We start from the raw sequence: 21665 nt of genomic DNA on the forward strand, positions 1-21665 counted from the left end.
AGTCATTGAGCGCTGGCAAAAATGACTTAATGACCCTATGACGCAAAGCAAATGAATCAATGATATAAAATATGCTAAGAAATTACTTCAAAACCGCGTGGCGGAATATCTGGAAAAGCAAGGTTTTTTCGGCTATTAACATCTTTGGGCTGGCCGTGGGGATGGCAGCCTGTATTGTTATCGTACTTTTTGTGAGTTATGAAAAAAGCTTCGATAACCTGCATACAAAAAATATTTATCGCTTAAACGAGGTGCAGAAGTTTGAGGGGATGGGCGCATCGCAAAAAGTAGCCTTATCGATGTTTCCCATGGGGCCAACCCTGAAGGCCGACTTCCCCGAGATCAAAAATTTTACCCGCGTGCGCTGGCAGCAAAAGTTTCCGCTTAATAATGGCATGAAACGGGTGTACATGCCGCAGGTGTTTTTTGTGGATTCGGTGTTTTTAAAGATGTTTGATTTTAAGCTGATCAGGGGTGACAGGGAAACCGCCTTGCTAAGGCCCCGCAGCGTTTTATTAACCGAGGATGCCGCTAAGCGCATGTTTGGTAATGAAGACCCGATGGGAAAAACCATTACCAATTACGGTAAAGATACTATAAGTTATGCCGTTACCGGTATATTGGCCAACACACCTAAAAACTCGCAGTTACAGTTTGATTGCCTGTTCTCCTTCAGCAGTATTTATAAACCCTGGATGTTCACCAACTGGGGCGGCAACTGGCTCAATACTTACCTTGAACTGGCTCCGGGTACCAATGTGGCTGCACTCGAAAAAAAGTTTCCGGCCTATCTTGAAAAATACAGGGGCAAGGGCGGTTCAAAAAATTACGAGTTGTTTTTGTTATCCCTTAAAGATGTTCATGCAAATTCGGCTGATATCGGCTTGGATTACATCAACTACCAAAAATTTGATAAGCATATCACCAATCTCTTTACCGTTATTGGCATTATCGTTTTGGTGATAGCCTGTATCAATTTTATCAACCTGTCAACGGCACGCTCGTCTGAGCGGGCTAAGGAGGTTGGCGTTCGTAAATCGATAGGCGCGGGGCGTTTTCAACTGGCTATGCAATTTTTGGGTGAAACGGTGCTGCTCTCGCTTATAGCGCTGGTTTTCGCGTGTGTACTGGTAGCCTTTGCCATTCCGTTTATTAATACTTTGAGCCAGCGGGATATTAGTCTACCACTGCATAACAACCGCATGCTGCCTGGCTTGATATTGATCAATACGGTACTGGTAGGTATTGTATCAGGTATTTACCCGGCGCTGTTCCTGTCGTCGTTCCAGCCGGTTAAGGTATTGAAGGGGGCGTTTGCCTCTGTGGGGGGCAACAAGGTGCCGCTCCGTAATATTTTGGTGGTGGGGCAATTTACCAGCGCGGTAATTTTGATGATTGCTACAGTATTTGTAATTAAACAGCTGAGGTTTATGCAGCAAAAAGATCCGGGTTTTAACCGCGATCAAATTGTGAACGTTCCGCTAAACCTGATCCCGCAGAGTAAATACGATCTGTTTAAGCAGGAACTTCAATCGAATACCCTTGTTCAGGGTGTTACGGCATCACAGGATGTTTTGGGCAGCCACCTTGATCAAACCGGCGTATCGTTTAAACTGGGCGATTCCCCTTTGCGCCAGCTTTCTTCTACGTTACTGGTAGTTGATAATAATTACCTTGATCTGTACAAGATTAAACTGCTGATGGGTGATAACTTTTCTAAGGATACTTCGGCCGTTTGGAAACAATATATCATTAATGAAGCACTGGCGAAAGAACTGCTGAAAGATCATAAGGGAAAAAACATGGAATCGTTGCTGGGCCAGCGGTTCGGGTTTGATTCGTTAGGGGTAATTACCGGTATTGCTAAAGACTTCAACTTTAATTCGCTGCATTACAAAATTGAAACCCTTTTCATGGTAAACGGGAAAAATTTCAGTTTGATGTCGGTTAAAATTAATGGCGCCAGGGCTAAAGAGGCGGTTGCCTTTATCCGTTCAACCTGGATGAAACAATTTCCGGGCATACCTTTCGAATACCAGTTCCTGGACGATCATTTTAACGAAGTTTACAGCGTTGATAATCAGGTAAGTACCGTGGTAAGCATTTTAGCCGGGCTAATTATTATCATATCCTGCCTCGGTTTATTCGGCCTGGCATCCTATTCGGCCGAAAAACGGGTTAAGGAAATAGGGGTACGCAAGGTGCTGGGCGCTTCAGTACAAAATATTGTGCTGTTGCTTTCGGGTCATTTCGTAAAACTGGTGTTAATAGCCAACGTAATAGCATGGCCAATAGCTTTTTATGCCATGAGCAGGTGGCTGGAGGATTTTGCCTACCGTATCGAGATCAACTGGTGGGTATTTGGCATTGCAGGTATGGTATCGTTGCTTATAGCCTTTGCAACAGTAAGCTTCCAGGCTATTAAAGCGGCGGTGACCAACCCTGTTAAAAGTTTACGGAGTGAGTAAAACCTCACCCAAACCCTCTCCGGAGAGAGGGCTTAAAAGGAAAACGATAATACATTATTAAATATTCAAAATTCCTCCCTGCCGGGGAGGTAAGGAGGGGCTAATGATTAAAAACTATATAAAAACAGCATGGCGTAACCTTGTTATGAATAGGGTTACATCGTTAATAAGTATTGCGGGATTGGCAGTTGGCATTGGCTGCTTTATGTTACTGGCTACTTACTTATTGAACGAGTTACGGTATGATACTTTCCACGTTAATGCAGATCGTATTGTACGGATAGTATATAACTACAAATCGGCAGATGATAGCGAGGCAAAATCGGTTGGGGTAACGCCTACAGCAGCGGCTCCTGTATTTAAACAACAGTTTCAGGATGTTGCCGAAGCGGTAAGGGTATACGATTATTCGAGCGGGGGAGTAGGTGTAAAATACCAGGATAAACTTTTTAACGAAAAAAGGTTTTTGCTTGCAGATGAGCCGTTTTTCCGGATGTTCAGCTTTAAGTTTTTGCAGGGCGACCCTGCTACCGCGTTAAATGATCCATCGGCTGTAGTGATCACTGCATCTACGGCAAAAAAATATTTTGGCAGCGAAAATCCGTTGGGGAAGGTACTTAAGGTTAAAGGAAATAATAACATGATGGTTACCGGTGTTATTGAGGATGTACCGGAATACTCACATATCAAATTTGATCTGCTCGGATCATACGCCATTGCGTCAAGGTCAAAAAATCTTGTCTGGGATTCTGCAAACGATTATTCCTACTTGTTATTAAAACCGGGTGTAAGTGTGGCATCTGTTCAAAATAAGGTGAATAGTTTTTTAAATAACCTGTTTAAAGATGCCGCCAGGCAGGGATATCATGTATGGTACACCCTCGAGCCATTAAAACGTGTTCATTTATATTCAACGGCTTCTGATAACCTTACGCCCCAGGGCAACATTAAGGCCCTTTATATTTTGGGGGTAGTAGCCATAATCATGCTGTTGCTTGCATGTGTTAATTTTTTAAACCTTGTTACAGCAAAAGCCATTGAAAGAGGCCACGAAATAGGTGTTAGAAAAGTGATGGGTGCCGGAAGAATGCAGTTGTTTACGCAGTTTATGATAGAAGCCGCCATGATTACAACCGTATCAATTATTGTTGGCTTTTTAATGGCTCAGTCAAGTTTCGGCTGGTTTAGCAATTTTTCCGGGCAGCAGTTGAGTTTTAATACCTGGAATACCTCATGGCTGGTAATTGCTTCTGTTGTACTACTGGTAATAGTTACTTTTTTGGCTGGTACTTACCCGTCGTTGTACTTATCCTCATTTAATCCGGTGGTTACGCTGAAGGGTAAAATGTCGGGTTCAAAAAGCAGCAGTTTTCTGCGCAAGTCGTTAGTTATTTTTCAGTTTGTGGTTTCGGTGTTTTTCATGATCTGTACGGTTATTGCGGGCAGTCAGTTACACTATATTCAAAATTTAAACGTGGGCATTAACCGCGACCAGGTGATGGTGTTAAACAGCTGGCAATCCCTTGATGAAATGCGGTCGTTTAACAGTGAGGTTAGCCAGTTGCCGGGTGTACTAAACGTAACCGCGTCTTATGATTCGCCTTTAAATGTGGGCGGCGGATACAGCATCAATAAGGCCGACGGTAAAAGTAGTAATTACACGCTCTCTGTTACCGCGCTTCCCGTTGAACGTAATTTTATAAAAACGCTGGGCATTCAGCTGATACAGGGACACGACTTTACACTGGCAGATGAACAGCAACTGGCTGTGAAAGATGAAAATCAGCGTGTTTACGGTTTTATTATTAACGAAAAAGCCGCCGCGGCTTTAGGATGGAAGCCCGAAGAGGCCGTCGGTAAGCGTATAAGCCTTAACGGCAGGAATGGTGAGATTCGCGCGGTTGCACATAATTTTAATTTTGCATCCATCCGCCAAGAAATTACACCAATAGTAATATTTACAGATTCTTATTTCGGGAAGATATTGATCAAAACTTCCGGGCAAAATATTACCAAAACCATTGAAGCTATCAAGCAAAAATGGGCCGACTTTAAACCCTCGGCGCCCTTTGAATACCATTTCCTCGACCAGGAATTTGATGAGATGTATAAATCCGAACAGCGTACAGGTTCTATCCTTACCGCGTTTACTTTGGTTACCATATTCATCTCCTGCCTCGGCCTGTTTGGCCTCGCGGTATTCTCAACAAAACAACGGGTGAAAGAGGTTGGTGTGCGCAAAGTATTGGGTGCAAGTGTGTTCAGTATTGTAAGATTGGTTTCGGGCGATTTCCTCAAACTCGTGATCATATCGGTTATCATCGCTTCGCCAATTGCCTGGTACGCCATGCACCGCTGGCTGCAGGATTTTGCCTACAAAATCAGTATTCAGATCTGGGTTTTTATCGCGGCAGGTACCACGGCTTTGCTGGTAGCGTTTGTTACGGTTAGTGTGCAATCGCTAAAAGCGGCATTGGCCAACCCGGTAAAGAGCCTGCGGTCGGGAGACTGATTTTATAAGGTTAAAGGTAAAAGGTGAAAGCTGAAAGGTAGCTCAAAAATGCAAATTGTTGGGATGCTTTCGGCTTTCGCTGTTTAAATGCTTTTATTAAGCCACTACAGACCTTTCAACGTTCTCCCTTCGCCTTTCGCCTCACAAAGCACTGTATCATAACCGTACGCATTCTGTTACATAAGCGAACAGTAATAATTTGATAAGATCATTTAATGTGTTGATTTTTAATGTTATATAACTTTGGTATGTTATTGATATGTTAATCGCCAAATGATGAGTATTATTGTTTAACTCATTTATTTACGAACAAACTAATTCAATAATTAAAAATGTTATCACTGCAGCATATTTCAAAGTATTTCCAGGTAGGGGGCAACAAAAATATCATCCTGAATGATTTGAGCCTTGAGGTTGATGAAGGCGAATTCATATCAATTATGGGGCCTTCAGGCTCGGGTAAATCAACCCTGCTCAATATCATCGGAATGCTCGACGAACCGTCTGACGGTTATCATTACTTTGAGGGCCATGCGGTGCATCAGCTTAAAGAAAAGCAGCGTTCGGCATTATATAAGCAATATATCGGTTTCGTTTTTCAGGCTTACCATTTAATTGATGAGCTTACCGTTTATGAAAACATCGAAACGCCGCTTATTTACCAGGACTTTAAAAGCGCGGAACGTAAAGCCATGGTGGCCGATATGCTCGACCGCTTTAATATTGTTGGTAAAAAGGATCTTTTTCCCGCGCAATTATCCGGCGGACAGCAACAACTGGTGGGTATAGCCCGTGCCCTGATCGCCAGGCCTAAATTATTACTTGCCGACGAACCTACCGGTAACCTCAACTCCAAACAAGGGGAAGAGATTATGGAATTGTTCCGCAAGCTGAATAAAGAGGATGGCGTAACCATTATACAGGTTACCCACTCCGAAAAAAATGCCGAATACGGTTCGCGCATTATCGATTTGCTGGACGGCAGGATCGAATCATCAAGAAATCTCTGAACTTATTAATAAAATGCGATACTATAAATTTATATTCTTTGGTTTGGTTGCGCTATCCTCGGCAAAGGCTTACGCGCAGTCAGATTCTACATACACACTGCAAAAATGCATCGACATCGCCATAAAAAACAACCTCGATGTTAAGCAAAGCGAACTGAAAGCGCAAAGCGCACGAATTGATTTTAACCAGGCTAAAGAAAATTTGCTGCCTACTTTAAATGGTACCGTTAACCATGGTATTAATAACGGGCGTAACATTAACCCATTTACCAATACCTATGTAAATCAATCGTTAACCTACGGTAATTACAGTCTCGAATCAAACCTTACGTTATTTGGCGGCTTGCAGAATGTAAATGCCATTAAACAAGCCTCGCTGGCTTACCAGGCCGGTAAAATGGACCTGCAACAGGCAAAAGATCTGGTTACTATTAACGTAATTACCGCTTACCTGCTGGTGCTGGATAATACTGAATTGCTGGCAGCGGTTAAAAACCAGGTAGATGTATCGGCAAAACAGGTAGAACGTTTAACTATATTGGAGAAAGATGGCGCCAATAAACTGCCGTCAGACCTATACGATTTGCAGGGTACCCTGGGCGATAACAAGCTGAACGTAGTTAACGCCAACAGCGCTTTAGAAAATGCCAAACTAAGCCTGATGCAGATTTTAAACATACCTTACAGCAAAAATTTTGTATTGCAGCCCATTAACGCCCAGGATGTAGCGAAGCAAAGCGTCTTATCGTCTAATCAGATTTACGAAACAGCCCTGCAGGAACTTGCCCTGGTAAAAGCTGCCACACTTCGCCGGGAAAGCGCCGAAAAAGCCGTGAGCGTTGCCAAAGGCGCTTTATTGCCAAGCATCAACCTATATGGCGGTTTATACACCAATTATTCGAGCGCGGCGCAAACTTCGGTTTTTAAAGATTCGTCAACCGTCAGTACCGGGGGATATATCAATACTCCCGGCGGCAGGCAATCTGTTTTAACTACGCAAGCCAACTATATAAATAAAGACATAGGCTACTACGATCAGTTTAAAAACAACTACAGTACCCAGTTTGGTGTAAGCCTCAGGATCCCGATTTTAAATTATTTCCAAAATCATAACAAAGTTGCCAAAGCGAAAATTGATCTGCTGAATTACAAATACATAGAAGAGAATACCAAAATTAAGCTGAAGCAAAATGTTGAAACGGCTTACCTGAACATGACATCGGCTTATGAAAGGTTGGGTGTGCTGGTTGAGCAGGTTAAATCGTACGCTGAGTCGTTCCGCACTGCCGAGATCCGTTTTAACGCGGGCGTGTTAACTTCGGTTGATTATGTGGTGGCTAAAAATAACCTCGACCGGGCGCGAATTAATCTTATCAATGCCCGTTACGACTGTTATATTTACAACAAAATTTTAGATTACTACCAGGGTAAATTAGCCTTGTAACATTGAGAGAACGGTAAAAAGTTATATTTTTATTATAGACAATCCGTTGATTTATCCGGTTGAAACTTTATTCACTCATAGTGGTTATTGTTTTAACCGGATAATTCTAATTTTAACCAGGGCTTAAAAAGTCCATATATCAACCACTAATCGTAATGAAAATGAAAAAAGTAGTTTTACTCTCATTCGTTATTTTTTTATTCACTATAGACATTAGCAAAGCGCAGGTTATCCCCAGCTTTTCTTTTGGCCTTAAGGGCGGTTTAAATTATACAACCTTCCCTTCTAACGGTATTTTTAATAATGACAATAAAGCAGGTTACCAGGCCGGTGCATGGGCCCGGATTGGCGGCTTAGGCTTTATTTTTCAGCCTGAATTATATGTAACCGGTAAAAACGTAACTGTTAATACTAACGATGGTACAGGTACCGCGAAAGCTAATTTTACCAGTGTTGACGTACCTTTGTTATTAGGCGGTAAAGTAGGGGCTTTAGGTTTGGGCGGCCGGTTTTACGGAGGGCCGGTAATGTCGTTCACTGTTAATAAAGATCAAAGCCTATCCGGTGCCACAGCTGAAGCTGCCCGTTTGAAATATAAAGATGCCAACTACGCCATTCAGATAGGTGCAGGCGTCGATATAAGCAGCCTTTCTATTGACTTACGTTATGAAGGCGGTTTAAACAAGATTGCATACGGTAATGATAATTCGCACACCCGCGTTAGCTTATTTAGTTTAGCAGTGGCTTATAAATTATTCTCGTTGTAAGAATTGATTTTAAAACGATATTAAGCCCTGCCGTAAACGGCGGGGTTTTTTGTTTGAACAAAATCCGGGTGGCTTAGACATTCGTTTTTATTTCTACAAAATTTAATAAGCTATAGATATCCGTTTGGTTGTAATCGAGACTTACGAAGTTCTAAAAACTTCGTAAGTCTCCAAATGAGATTACTTCAATACTTCAACCCATTGCCCTTTCAGTAACCCAGTGATTTGGTTATTGTACATGGCCTCGCAGTACACCGCCGGCAGGTAATATTTACCGGTGTAAGCGGCATTCAGCATTACGTAAAAGGTTGATTCCTGGCCTTCGTTTAAGCTGAAATAAGTGTTCACCCTATCGTCCCTAATGTCCCGGTAATCGGAGGCTGAAGATTTAAAGGCTTCAGCGTTAAGCATCCGGCTGTTCAGGATCTCCCATCCCGATGGGAAGATCTGGGTAAGCGCGAGGTTTTCGTACCTGCCGCGTTTGCCCGGATTTTTCACATTCACCTGCGCTACAAAATCGGTACCCTGTTTTAAGGCCGACGGATCTATAGGTTTGCCGTTCAGCGTAAAATAACCTACGCGCAGCTCCAACACATCCGGATTGATGCTGCTGGCAACATCCTGGCCTGATGAAGGCTGGCCTTTTTGTATTAAACGGATGTACAGTTTATTACTGCTGGTGTTTTTTAGATATATGTTGCCGCCGTTAGGGGCAAGGCCGCCCTGCCATACGTACGAGGTGGAACTGATATTGCCTTTGGCGCCGCCCGATTGATAACTGAACTGCATTTTACCGGTAGGCTTATTTTGCCCGTAAAACTGTGCCAGCGCTATCAATGAATAGGCCGTAGTTTGTGTGCTGTACCAATCATCCTGCGATAGGCGTGCTGCAACCGTATTGACCAGACTTGCCGCTTTTTGTTTCCGGCCAAGCAGGGTGAGGGTTTCCAGAATCATGCTTTGGTCCCTAAGGTCTGAACCGTAAGTGCCCCACATACTGTTATAAGGTTTTACAGTGGTTGATAAACCGGCTATCAGTTGCATTCCAACCTCGGGCTTGCCTGCAAGTTTGTAGGCCGCGGCCAGCCGCCATTTAGCGGCATCACTTAACAGCGGGAACTCGCGCAAACGGTTCATCGCACCCAACTCGGCCGAATTGGCTAAAGCGAGCAGGTACAGGCGGTAAGCCTGGGTCAAATCATCTTCGTAATAGTAAGGTTCTTTGCGTGGCGCCCAGTTTTGAGCCCGCTGTTTCTGAAATTTTTTCCAGCGGTCAATAAAGCCCAGCGGCAGGCTGTAGCCCCTGCTTTGCGCAACCAGCATAAAATGACCGGCATAATTAGTGCCCCATTCATCAGGCTCGCCTTCATCGGGCCAGTAGCTTAAGCCACCGCCTTGCACCTGGAAGCCATTCAACCTGTTAATAGTGGCCTTGATATTCCGGTCGGTTTCGGCCCGTTGCCTTGGCGACAGGTCGAGCAACTGGCCTAAATACAACTGCGGAAATGCCGATGAGGTAGTTTGCTCTACACAGCCATGCGGGTATTCGATCAGGTAATCCAATCGTTTTGATAAGTTTAAAGGCGGGATATAGGCAACCTCTAAGGTGGCTTTATTGGTGCCGTTAATGCCTACCGGCTGGTAAGCGCTATTCCAGATCTCGCCCGGGGCCAGTTCTTTTTGAATAATGCGGGTTACCGGCGGGTTGGGGTTACGCACATTTAGTTCAACATCGTAAGCCGCCGTTTCCGATCCGCTTTTGGCAATGATTCTTACCTTGCCAACACCTACAAAATCTTTCACGTTCAAATCAAACGTCACCATCTGGTCGCCGGGTTTGGCAAAGGTGAGTGTTTTTTGATTATTGCCGCCCAGGTTGCTGAAGGCATTGCTTTGTACCTGCACGTTCACGTTTTTAATGTTATTTTCCATCGCGAACACGGTAACCGGAAGCTGTATGCTCTCCGACGGGCCAAGTACCCGAGGAAGTGTAGCCAGGATCATTAAGGGCTTCTTGACCGCTACTGCTTTTTCGGCAATGCCGTAAGCGCCGTTATGGCCTGCTACTATCATCGCTTTAACCGAGCCAATGTACTGCGGCAGGGTAAAGCGCAGCGTTTGTTTTTCACCGGCGTTAAGGTGAAACGGCCCCATGAATTTAACAACCGGCTTAAAGCGGTTTACCTGCACGTTTTTATTATTGCCCAGGCTGCCGTCGCCGCCAATGCTTAAAATGCGTTCCAGCCCGCCGCCAAAAGCCCCTATCACATAATCAAACAAATCCCAGGTTTTTACCCCCAATGCTTCATGCGCGTAAAAGGTATCATGCGGATCGGGGGTTTTATAGTTGGTGAGGTCGAGCAGGCCTTCATCAACGATGGCAATGGTATAGGTCATTTCCTTGCCTGCCGCTTCGGATACGGTAATTGCCGATTGTGTTTCGGGCCTGATCTTATCAGGCATGGTGATCACCGGTTTCAGGATTGTTTCGGGGTTTTCTACCTTCAGCGGGATAGCGCCGTACATGCGGATGGGCAGGTCATTAATTGTTTGCGAATGGCGCTGCAGCAGCGTAACGTTCACAAAAACGTTGGGTGCCATCTGTTCATCAACCTTAAAGGAATACTGCGTTTGCCCTTTTTTGGTATCTATCCATACGGTTTTTAAAACTTTGCTGCCGTTTTCAAAGCTGATCAGCGCGCGACCTTTTTCGCCGGTTGGTATTGTTAAAGTAGCTTCGTCGCCAACCTTATATGCTTGTTTATCCGAGGTAAATGATAGCATCGCCGCTTCGGTTGGGTTGCTTGATTGCAGCCTTTCCGACCAGTTAGGCCAGTCTGCATAAATAATTTTTCCGGTTGAGTGCCCTGTCTGTTCATCCTTTACCCTGATCAGGTAGCGGCCCCAGTTGGCTTTATCAATGTGCAGCTTCCATTTACCGGCGCCATTGCTGAGTTTAACGGTTTCGGTGCGGATCAACTTATTATATTTATCCTGTGTAAAGTTGCTGATCTCGTTGCCGGTCTGGTCCCACCACCAGCGCCATTGCACTTTGTACAGCTCAACCTGCACATCGCGGGTACCGGGAAGGGCCTTGCCGTTTACGTCAACATCGGCTATATCAATCAGGTGATCTTTATCGGTAACCAGCATGCCCGACAGATCACTGCCCTGCGGGGTTTTGATACCCACATAGGCCGGGTAAACGTTGTACGGCATGCTTACCTGGTTGATGCTGAAGTTACCGCCTGGCTCAAATACTTTTACCAAAAAGTTGGCCCGTAATTGTCCGGGTGCCTGTTTCTCTACGTTTACATTTGCGTCTACATCGGCGGTGCCGGTTTCGCTCAGTTTGCCATCAAAAATGGTTTGTGTTTGCGTGTTAAAAGCAAGGGTAGGGTCATCAAAAACGTAACCCTCGTAATTTTTAAACGTGGTGTTTTGTGCCGATAAGAAGGCATCTACCTTAGCTTTCAGATTTTGCGCCGCCCCGCCAAACAACCATTGCGCGCTCAGTTTGCCATTGGCATTATTGCCTTTGGTTAATTCGGTAGACCCGCCAAACGATAGGTTAAGTTTTAACCTGTTGGGCATAATGGTTTCTACCTTTATGTTTTTGCTGAAAGTTGCCCCGCCAACTTTTACCGTGGCCGTCCAGTTGCCGGTAGGCGATGAGGTTTCGGTACCGGTGTGAAAGCTATAAAAACCATCTAAAGCCTTGGTTTGCGTGATACGCCTGTAAAGTTTGCCGCTGGGATCAGTCAATTCAAATTCAACCGGATGGTCTGGTGGCAGTGTTTTGAGTTTATCCTCTAAAATAAATGAAGTATAAATAGAATCACCGGGGCGCCATACACCACGTTCTGCATAAAGAAAACCTTTCAATCCGTTTTGCACTTCTTCGCCGCCCACGTTAAAGCGCGATAGGGGAAGCGAACTGCCGTCGTCCAGTTTAAGATAGCCTCGCTGTGGTCCTTTTTTGGCCACCAGCAGGTAAGGCTTGCGTTTCAGGTCGAACTTGATCAACCCATCGCCATCGGTAGTGTTTTTGTAGATCACTTGTTTTTGGTAGTCCAGTATCTCCACGTCAACCTTATCCATCGGCTCGGCGGTTAAAATGTCGGTTACCGCTACCACCATACTGTTATCATTGCCGCGTTTGGCTATCAGGCCGATGTTTGAGGCGATGATGTTGCGGGTGGCCCAGCGTTGCTTATTGTAATAGGATGGGGTACAGGCATCATCGCGATCCTGCCAGTTAAAACCCTCGGTGTAGTAATTGTCGTATTTTCTCCAAAACTCATCGTCCTCGTCGCTCACCTTCGAATGGTTGTCGCTGTAATCGTAATCATAACCTCCTTCTTCCTCATCCGTTTCTTCGCCGTTATCCTTACGCGCTTTCCCGCTGTGCAGCTTGCAGTTAAATAATGAATATGACTGTCTGAAACCGATAACCACTCTGTAGATGGCCCCCGGCTCTGTACGTACCATCTGGTCTATATCCAGCATAAAACGGTTCTTTTTGGTAAGGTCCAGGCCTTTATCCACATCCAGGCGGATGGTTTTTTGTGCTATTGGCCGGGCAACCTGCCTTAGTTCTGTATTGCCATCAAAGCCATTGTTTTGAAAGTATTGGGGTACGTTATTTTCAAATATCTTAATGATGGTAACATCCACCGCGTTCAGGTTAACGGCTTCAAACGGCATGGTGATCCGGCCTGAATCGGGGATAATTACCCCTTTGCCCGGAATAGTTACCGCAGGCAGGCGGTTTTCAAAAAATACGTTTCCTGTATAGCCTTTGGCTAGGCGTTTTGATGATATGTTCTTTATACCTTCATGCACAAATACGCTGTAATTACCCTGCATGCGTTCGGCAGCATAAATCTTAACCAGGCTGCCATCTATGCTATAGGCAGGATCGGCAACGTCGTTAACGCCTATAAGGCCGTTAAGCTCCTGCCCAACCATGATATTATCTGAAAACTGCACCTCAACATATTGGTCGTTATCCTGCACGGCGCGGATGTTCAAAACCTTAAAATCGCCTATGGCGGGTACATCAAAGTTTTGTGTACCTTTTTTATCTACACCGATGCTGCCGCCATCCCAGTTTACGGTAAGCGGGTTGGCTTTGCCGGGTAGCCTGGTGAGGCCGGTAACGGTAAAATGGTGGTTTTTGTGGGCGGCATCATGTTCCCAGTTAATTTTTACCGGCGATGGATAGTTGAGCGATATGATCTTATCTACTTCCGCCGGTGTTTCCCCGTCGGCAGTTTGTACATCGCCGGTTAGCTTCATTTCGGTGGTAGAAGTGCTGCTGGCTGTTTGCTGGCCGATAAATGACACTGTGAAATCGGGTCGGATTACCTGGAAATTAAACTTGAAATGTTCGAAATCCCCCGGTACGTCAATTAGTTTACTCAGCTTAAAATCGGCGGTATAATCTTCTCCTGCCTCAAGTTTCTCATCCGGGCGAAATTCGATGGTGCGCGTATCAACCCAGAATGCCTTCCCCTTTACTGAAGGCGAAAAACTAAAAACATCGCCGTTGATTTCTTCGTCCTGGCGGTGTGTTACCTGCACATCACCGGCGAGCTTGATAATTATGTTGCTGTGTTTGGAAATTACACCTGTGGTGTATGATTCGATATACTTGCCGAAAGCGGGATCGACAGCAGTTTTTTTATGTTTTGCAAATACGAGGTATGCTATAAGTGAGGCAAGTACGGCAGCGGTTATTACAATAATTAAAGTACGGCGCTTGCGGAAATGACTGTATCCGTTTTCCATGGGTTAGGCTTATTTATTGCGATGAAATTAGACATTTTATGACAATAAATAAGCTTTGCCGAAAATTATTTTATCATAACGCCGGGTTTATTGATAACGGGGAGTTTAATGAAATTCATCTCTACAATGCTCTCCGGAAGGAAAATGAATTTTTTATCGAAGATAGTTTTACCTATATAATAGCTTACCCAATATTCATTGTTAAGGCCAAAGGTTTGTTCATCTATAGGTTCTATAAGCTTATACGCCTTACCCTCAATAGCCGGGATCATATGCCTCAGTGTTGAGGTTTTTACCTGTTCGCCATCCTTTTCACCATAACCTTTCGAGGTGATGAGCACATTTTCAATAGGTTCATTTTTAAGGTTGATGAGGTACACATACCATACCTTACTTTCCACACTCTCACTCTCCAGCGCTACCGCTACCGCGATATCCTTTACATCATTTTCGGGCAGGTCTTTTTTCATTTTGTTAGTTGTTGTAAAGTTGGAAGGTTTTAAAGTTGGAATGTTGGAATGTTTTAAAGTTGGAATGTTTTAAAGCTGGAATGTTTTAAAGTTGGAATGTTGGAATGTTTTAAAATTGGAATGTTTCAACGTTTAAATGTTGAAACGTTGAAATCAGCAAACAAAGCTCATTTAACCTTCTAACTTTCCAACTTTAAAACATTCCAACATTCCAACATTTCAACCTTACAAAAAATTTAGTTATTTCTTCTTAGCCGGTGCTTTCTTTTTAGCCGGTGCTTTTGTAGCTGCTGGTTTGGCTGCTGCCGCAGTTTTACCAAAGCGGCCTTTTTTGGCATCTTTAGGTGTGGCATCGGCTAATGCCTTGCACTCTTCGTAGGTAAGGGTTTTAGGGTCTTTATCCTTCGGGATCTTAACGTTAAGCTTACCGAACTCTATATAGGGCCCCCAACGGCCGTTTAATACCTTAACTTCCGGGTCTTCGTCAAACGCTTTGATCAGTTTTTCCGCATCTTTTTTACGTTTGGCGTTAATCAGTTCGATAGCCTGCTCTTCCGTAACATCATGCGGATCGATCTCTTTTGGCAAGGATACAAAAGCACTATTGTGGCTGATGTAGGGACCGAAGCGGCCAATAGCCACCTTCATCACTTTACCTTCGTACTCGCCTACAACTTTTGGCAGCTTGAATAGTTCCAAAGCTTCCTCAAGGCTGATCGTCTCGATGCTCTGCCCGCTGCGTAAACTCGCGTAAAGCGGCTTTTCATCGCTATCTTCACTTGTTTCGCCTATTTGTACAAATGGCCCGAAACGGCCAATGCGTACCGATACTTTTTTGCCATTTTCCGGGTGGAAGCCTAATTCCCGCTCACCGGTGGCTTTGTCGGCTTTTTCGATGGTGTTTTCAACCTCTTTATGGAAAGGGTTGTAAAAATTGTGGAGCATATCGGTCCACTCTTTCAAACCCTGGGCTATCTCGTCAAATTGTTTCTCAACGCTGGCGGTAAAGTTGAAGTCTACAATATCCTTGAAGTATTGTACCAGGAAATCGTTTACCACAGCGCCAATATCGGTAGGGAAAAGTTTACCGCGTTCCGCACCGGTATTTTCTGTACGAGTTTCTTTTATAATTTCACCTGCTTTAAGGGTCATTACCTTGAAGTTACGCTGCTTGCCTTCGCGTTCTTCTTTAACCACATAACCGCGGTTCTGTATGGTGGAGATGGTAGGGGCATAGGTAGAAGGGCGTCCGATCCCTAATTCCTCCAGTTTTTTAACCAGACTCGCCTCAGTGTATCGTGCGGGCGGACGTGAAAAACGCTCGGTAGCGGATATTTCCTGTAAAGCAAGGCGCTGGCCCTGGGTTAGGGGAGGGAGCATGGTGTTTTCTCCATCCTGTTGCGTATCGTCCTCGTCATCGTTCGATTCGAGGTACACTTTCAGGAAACCGTCAAACTTCATCACTTCGCCGTTGGCAACTAAATCTTCGCTACGGGTTGAAATACTGATTTTTGCAGTGGTTTTCTCAAACTGCGCTTCACTCATCTGCGAGGCGATGGCGCGTTTCCAGATCAGTTCGTACAGGCGTTTCTCAGCCGATTCGCCGTCGATGGTATGGTTGTTAAAATACGTTGGCCTGATGGCTTCGTGAGCCTCCTGGGCACTGGCATTTTTGGTTTTATATCTTCTTTGCTGATGATATTTTTCGCCGTAGGCTGATACGATCTCACTTGCTGCCGAGTTTAAAGCCAGCTCCGACAGGTTTACCGAGTCGGTACGCATGTAGGTGATATACCCTGATTCATACAGGCGCTGCGCTACCTGCATGGTACGGGCAACCGAGTAGCCAAGCTTGCGGCTGGCCTCCTGCTGCAGGGTTGAGGTAGTGAATGGCGCAGCCGGCGAGCGTTTGGTTGGGCGCGTATCTAACGATTTAACATCGAAATTGGCGGCGATGCAATCCTGTAAAAATTGCTCCGCATCCTCCTGTTTGGCGAAACGTTCGGGCAACTCGGCTTTAAAGGCTTCTTTGCCCTTACCAAATATGGCAACAACCTTAAAGGCCGCTTCAGATTTAAACTTGTTGATCTCGCGCTCCCTGTCAACTATCAAACGTACCGCTACTGATTGCACGCGGCCTGCGGAGAGCGATGGCTTAACTTTTTTCCATAAAACGGGTGAAAGCTCGAAACCCACCAGCCTGTCTAACACACGGCGGGCCTGCTGGGCGTTAACCAGGTTATAATCTATTTTGCGCGGGGTATCTATCGCTTTTAAAATAGCCGGTTTGGTAATCTCGTGAAAAACTATGCGTTTGGTGCTTACCTCTTTCAGATCAAGGGTCTCATATAAATGCCACGAAATGGCCTCACCCTCGCGGTCCTCATCGGATGCGAGCCAAACCATCTCAGCCTCCTTAGCTAACTTCTTTAATTCGCTTACTACCTGCTTTTTATCTGCAGGTACCTCGTATTTTTGTTTAAAGTTGTTAGCGATGTCAATAGCGTCTTCCGATTTAACCAGGTCACGGATATGACCGTAGCTCGACTTTACGGTAAAGTCCTTGCCAAGGTACCCTTCAATGGTCTTCGCTTTCGCCGGTGATTCAACTATAAGTAAGTTTTTGGCCATTTAAGCAGTGTTAGTTTTTGCAAATAAAACATAAAGTAACCGAAACGCCAATTTGTTTTTTGCAAAGATGTTATAAAAGATGTTGTAAAGTTGAAAGGTTGGAAAGTTGAAATGTTACAAAGTTGGTTGTTTCACCGCGCTAAAAGTGAAAAAAATGTAATGTTTTGGAGAGGGGTTTTGATGTTGTAATGTTGTAATGTTGGAAGGTTGGAAAGTTGTAACGTTTCAAGGTTATTAAAGTTATAGCGTTGAAATTATGGAAGCCAATTTTCAACCTTCCAACCTTTCAACCTTCCAATATTTCAACCTTCCAACACTCCCGCCTTCCGGCAAAAAATCACATCAGGAAACCGCCGCCCAGCAGGTCATTCCCTTCGTAAAATACGGCCGATTGGCCCGGTGCAATGCCCGAAACATTATGATGAAAATCAACCTTCATATGCTCGCCCATTTGTAAGATAGTGCTTTGAGCGCCCGCGTCTTTATAGCGGATTTTGGTAACGGCCTCAAGCGGTTCATTTATGGATGCATATTTAATGAGGTTGAGGTTTTTTACCCATGCTTGTTTACGTTCAAGCTCTTCGGCGGTGCCCAAAACTACAGTGTTGGTTTGCGGATCGATCCGGGTTACAAACATCGGGTGCCCTAAAGCCACACCCAATCCTTTGCGCTGCCCTATTGTATAAAAAGGATATCCCTGGTGTTTGCCTACTACGCGGCCATCTGTAAGCACAAAGTTGCCGGGACCTATGCGTTCGTCCAGATCTTCTACCTTGTGCCTTAAAAAGGCGCGGTAGTCGTTATCCGGCACAAAGCAAATTTCGTAGCTTTCACTTTTGCCGGCAAGCTCAATCTGGCCCATATCCAAAGCCATCTGCCTTATTTCGGGTTTCGAGAAGCTGCCTAAAGGAAATTTGGTTCGGGCAAGGTTTTTTTGCGATACCCCCCAAAGTACATAAGATTGATCTTTATTTTCGTCTTTACCTTTCGAAATCACATAGCGGCCATTATCCTGCAAACGGATGTTGGCATAGTGTCCTGTAGCTATAAATTCGCAATCCAGTTTATCGGCGCGTTTGAGTAGTGCTTCCCATTTAATGTGGGTGTTACATAAAACGCACGGGTTGGGCGTACGGCCCGCCAGGTATTCATCAACAAAATTATCGATCACATAATCGCCAAATTCGTTACGGATATCCAGAATGTAGTGGGGAAAGCCATAACCTACCGCGAGCGCACGCGCATCATTGATGCTGTCAAGGCTGCAGCAACCTGTTTCCTTAGAACTACCGCCTGATGAGGCGTAATCCCAGGTTTTCATAGTAAGGCCGATAACTTCATAACCCTGCTCATGCAGCATCACTGCCGCTACCGAACTATCAACTCCGCCGCTCATGGCTACTAATATCCTGCCGTGCTTACTCATAATTTTGCAAAGATACCTATTTGATTTTTAAGTTAATGCATGCTTGGTCAGGTTTGGGTAAAATGTAACGGGTTGATTTTTGATTTAATCTAAAGTTAATAAAATTTGAAAATCAGAATTTTGTATAGGCTATATAAAGAAAAACTTATAGCTGTGGTAAATGTCAAATCCGGCTTTTAATGTTTTGCTAATATGTTTTAAACGATTAAGTCGAGATATGATTAACATTATATTAATATGCCTGATAACTACTTTAAAAAGCACCGAAACATCGGGAGGTTAGTGTAACGGGAACGGGAATTTAGTTTTTAAACGAGGTGGATTTTAAAAACAGAAAAATCGGCGCTCTGGCCGCGTTTTTAATAGAATTTTTGTACAGGAAATGGAGTGTAGAAGATACACGTTAATTAAAGAATGTGCGTTTTTTTTAACAAAAATTTAAATTATAAATGTACATGTGACTATTATAAAAACGTGTTACATTATTTATTAAAAATAATGTAAAAGTAAGCCAGCCTATTGTAACATACCCATTACATTATAAATTTGCTTTATCCTAATTAATAAAACGATGTTAACTCAACTAACTTTAGAACAAAAATTACAGGGCGTGATTTTAGTGATTATTTGCTTTATTGCCGCAGCCAACTACTTGATAAAGTAACGCCAGACAATATAGAATAACACGTTTCAGGTGCCTGCTATACGTAGCAGGCACCTTTTTTATGCAGTAATTTTATAAGTAATTTTGTTATGGGGTGCGTGTTTGGCCATTGCCCCTAACCAGCCATTTATAACTGGTAAGCTCTTCAAGCCCCATAGGGCCCCGGGCATGTAACTTTTGGGTGCTGATCCCGATTTCGGCGCCAAGCCCAAACTGCGCGCCATCTGTAAAAGCTGTTGATACATTGGCATAAACCGCAGCTGCATCCACTTCATTCAAAAACCGCGCGATATTTGTCTCATCTTCCGAAATAATAGCCTCGCTGTGTTTTGAACTGTTTGCGGAAATGTACCCTAAGGCTTCCTGAAAAGAGGCGACGGTTTTAATGGCCATTTTCATGGATAAAAATTCTGTGCCGAAATGTTCGGGCCGGGCCTGGTATAGTAAGGTGGCGGGATAATGCGCTTCAAGGGCTTTGAAAGCTTTGTCATCGGCAAAAATCTCAACTTCTTTTTGTTTGAGAATATGCGCCAGGCGGGGCAGATCATTTAAACGCGACGAATGTATGATTAAACAATCCAGGGCGTTACAAACACTCACCCTGCGGGTTTTGGCGTTGGCGATGATTTGGGCGCCTTTTTCAAGATCCCCGCTTTTGTCAAAGTAGGTATGAACAATACCGGCCCCGGTTTCAATAACCGGAACCTTGCTGTTATCGCGAACAAAATCAATGAGCGATTGGCTGCCCCGTGGTATCAATACATCTATGTAACCTATGGCATTTAATAAAGCCGCGGTAGCCTCGCGTTCCGGCGGAAGCAATGTAACCACGTTAGTATCTATACCATGCTTTTTTAATATTTGATGAATCACCGATATAATGGCCCTGTTTGAAAAATCAGCGTCGCTGCCGCCTTTTAGTACACTGACATTGCCTGTTTTAAAGCAAAGCGCGAATACGTCAAAGGTAACGTTAGGCCGGGCCTCATAAATTACCCCCACAATGCCAAGCGGCACCCTGATCTTCGAGATTGATAACCCGTTAGGCATCTCGGTTGCGGAAAGCTGTTTGCCAAGGGGGCTATCCAGTCTGGATACGGCGATCATGTCGGCAGCTATACCCTTAATCCGCTCGGCGGTAAGTTTCAGTCGGTCATATTTAGGGTCGGCCGGGTCCATGCGGTCAAGGTCTTTTTGGTTCTCGGCCAGTATGTATGCTGTTTGGGCTATGGCTTCGGCCGCCACATCTTCCAGTACCTCGTTTATCAAAGCAGTAGCAAGCGCGGGCTTGCGACCGGCTTCACGGGCTTTATCAAAATAACTGTTGTATTCCATGTTTTTTTAGCCTTGCAGGTAAAGATAATCATAATGTACCAGGGCCTTCTGGTTTTTATGGCCAATACGTTCCCGGGCTTTATCTGCCCCATATTCGGCAATACCCAGCCCTATCAGTTTATCGCTATCGTCAATAATCTTGATAACATCGCCCTTTTTAAAATCGGTAACTATGCCAACTATACCTATGGGCAACAGGCTGGTCGCTTTGTTGGAAAGCAGGGCCTCCCTCGCGCCGGCGTTGATCAAAACGCTGCCGGTGGCCGATTTTTCTGAATGTGCAATCCATTTCTTTCTGCCTGATGCGGTTTTGCTCGGTACAAAGCGGGTATGGATCACACTTTTATCTAAAAGATCAGTAAGTACATTCTCCCTTGTTCCGTTGGCTATATGTACATTGATGCCCAACTGAGCGGTTTTTTGCGCCATGGTTGATTTGGTGATCATGCCGCCGCGCCCAAACTGCGAGCGGCCAGAGGAAACAAAGGCAGAAAAATCAATTTCCTTGCCGCTTATCTCATCAATTACGGTTGACCCCTCGGCTTTGGGATCGCCGTTATAAATGCCATCAACATTGGTTAAAATAACAAGCGCGTTGGCATTGAGCATGGAGGCCAGCAATCCTGCCAGTTCATCGTTATCAGTAAACATCAGTTCCGTTACCGATACCACGTCATTTTCATTCACTACCGGAATCACCTCGTGCTGCAATAACGCTTCGAGACAGTTTTTCATATTGAGATAGTGCTTCCTGTCGCGAAAATCCTCGGCAGTAACCAATACCTGCGAACACAGGATCTGATGCTTCTCAAATAGCTGCGAATAAGTATTGATTAGTTTTACCTGCCCTATGGATGCCAGTAACTGGCGTGCGGCCACGGCATCGGCCTTTTCAGATACGGTAATCAGGCTCCGGCCCGATGCCACAGCGCCCGACGAAACCAATATTACTTCTTTACCTTGTTTTTTGATGGCCGAGATCTGATCTACCAGGTGCGCTATCCGTTGCTGATCGGGGAGGCCGTTTTTTTGAGTTAATACGTTCGAGCCGATTTTAATAATAATACGCCGGTAATTGAAAGCCATTATAATTGCAGAAGGTTGAAGCCTCAATATTACAAATTTGGCGGCGAAATATGCCTGTT

The 21665-nt window shown here is 44.6% G+C and carries 11 protein-coding genes; 5 read left to right on the forward strand and 6 right to left on the reverse strand.

The window, feature by feature from the left end; genetic code table 11:
* Positions 1–71: 71 nt before the first annotated feature.
* The 5 genes from LX99_RS06550 to LX99_RS06570 all read left to right on the forward strand — a co-directional run bounded on the left by LX99_RS06550 (position 72) and on the right by LX99_RS06570 (position 8201).
* Positions 72–2468: an ABC transporter permease gene (locus tag LX99_RS06550; RefSeq protein WP_109607136.1), complete on the forward strand. Its 2397-nt coding sequence runs from the start codon at positions 72–74 to the stop codon at positions 2466–2468.
* A 103-nt stretch (positions 2469–2571) separates the two neighbouring features.
* Positions 2572–4980: an ABC transporter permease gene (locus tag LX99_RS06555; protein WP_109607137.1), complete on the forward strand. Its 2409-nt coding sequence runs from the start codon at positions 2572–2574 to the stop codon at positions 4978–4980.
* A gap of 332 nt (positions 4981–5312) precedes the next feature.
* Positions 5313–5990, forward strand: a complete 678-nt coding sequence (locus LX99_RS06560) for an ABC transporter ATP-binding protein (RefSeq protein ID WP_022831531.1) — start codon at positions 5313–5315, stop codon at positions 5988–5990.
* Positions 5991–6003: 13 nt separating this feature from the next.
* The gene (locus LX99_RS06565; RefSeq protein WP_109607138.1) at positions 6004–7434 is read left to right on the forward strand and encodes a TolC family protein; all 1431 of its coding nucleotides are present in this window, start codon (positions 6004–6006) and stop codon (positions 7432–7434) included.
* Positions 7435–7595: 161 nt separating this feature from the next.
* Positions 7596–8201 (forward strand): porin family protein, encoded by a 606-nt coding sequence (locus tag LX99_RS06570; RefSeq protein ID WP_245927863.1) that lies wholly within the window; start codon positions 7596–7598, stop codon positions 8199–8201.
* Between the two features lie 180 nt (positions 8202–8381).
* Here LX99_RS06570 and LX99_RS06575 read toward each other — a convergent pair whose 3' ends face one another.
* From LX99_RS06575 to proB, 6 genes are all read right to left on the reverse strand, one after another.
* Positions 8382–13994 carry an alpha-2-macroglobulin family protein gene (locus LX99_RS06575; RefSeq protein ID WP_109607140.1) on the reverse strand — a complete coding sequence of 1871 codons (5613 nt, stop codon included), beginning with the start codon at positions 13992–13994 and terminating at the stop codon, positions 8382–8384.
* A 65-nt stretch (positions 13995–14059) separates the two neighbouring features.
* A complete protein-coding gene (locus LX99_RS06580) occupies positions 14060–14464 on the reverse strand; it encodes a hypothetical protein (RefSeq protein WP_109607141.1) in 405 nt (134 codons plus the stop codon).
* A 240-nt stretch (positions 14465–14704) separates the two neighbouring features.
* Positions 14705–17095 (reverse strand): type I DNA topoisomerase, encoded by a 2391-nt coding sequence (gene topA, locus LX99_RS06585; RefSeq protein WP_109607142.1) that lies wholly within the window; start codon positions 17093–17095, stop codon positions 14705–14707.
* Between the two features lie 337 nt (positions 17096–17432).
* A complete protein-coding gene (gene mnmA / locus LX99_RS06590; RefSeq protein WP_109607143.1) occupies positions 17433–18521 on the reverse strand; it encodes a tRNA 2-thiouridine(34) synthase MnmA in 1089 nt (362 codons plus the stop codon).
* Positions 18522–19272: 751 nt separating this feature from the next.
* Positions 19273–20520 (reverse strand): glutamate-5-semialdehyde dehydrogenase, encoded by a 1248-nt coding sequence (locus LX99_RS06595; RefSeq protein ID WP_109607144.1) that lies wholly within the window; start codon positions 20518–20520, stop codon positions 19273–19275.
* Positions 20521–20526: 6 nt separating this feature from the next.
* Positions 20527–21606: a glutamate 5-kinase gene (gene proB / locus LX99_RS06600; RefSeq protein ID WP_109607145.1), complete on the reverse strand. Its 1080-nt coding sequence runs from the start codon at positions 21604–21606 to the stop codon at positions 20527–20529.
* Positions 21607–21665 lie beyond the last annotated feature (59 nt).

Origin of the sequence: Mucilaginibacter oryzae, from assembly GCF_003148845.1 — a bacterium.
GTDB lineage: Bacteria > Bacteroidota > Bacteroidia > Sphingobacteriales > Sphingobacteriaceae > Mucilaginibacter > Mucilaginibacter oryzae.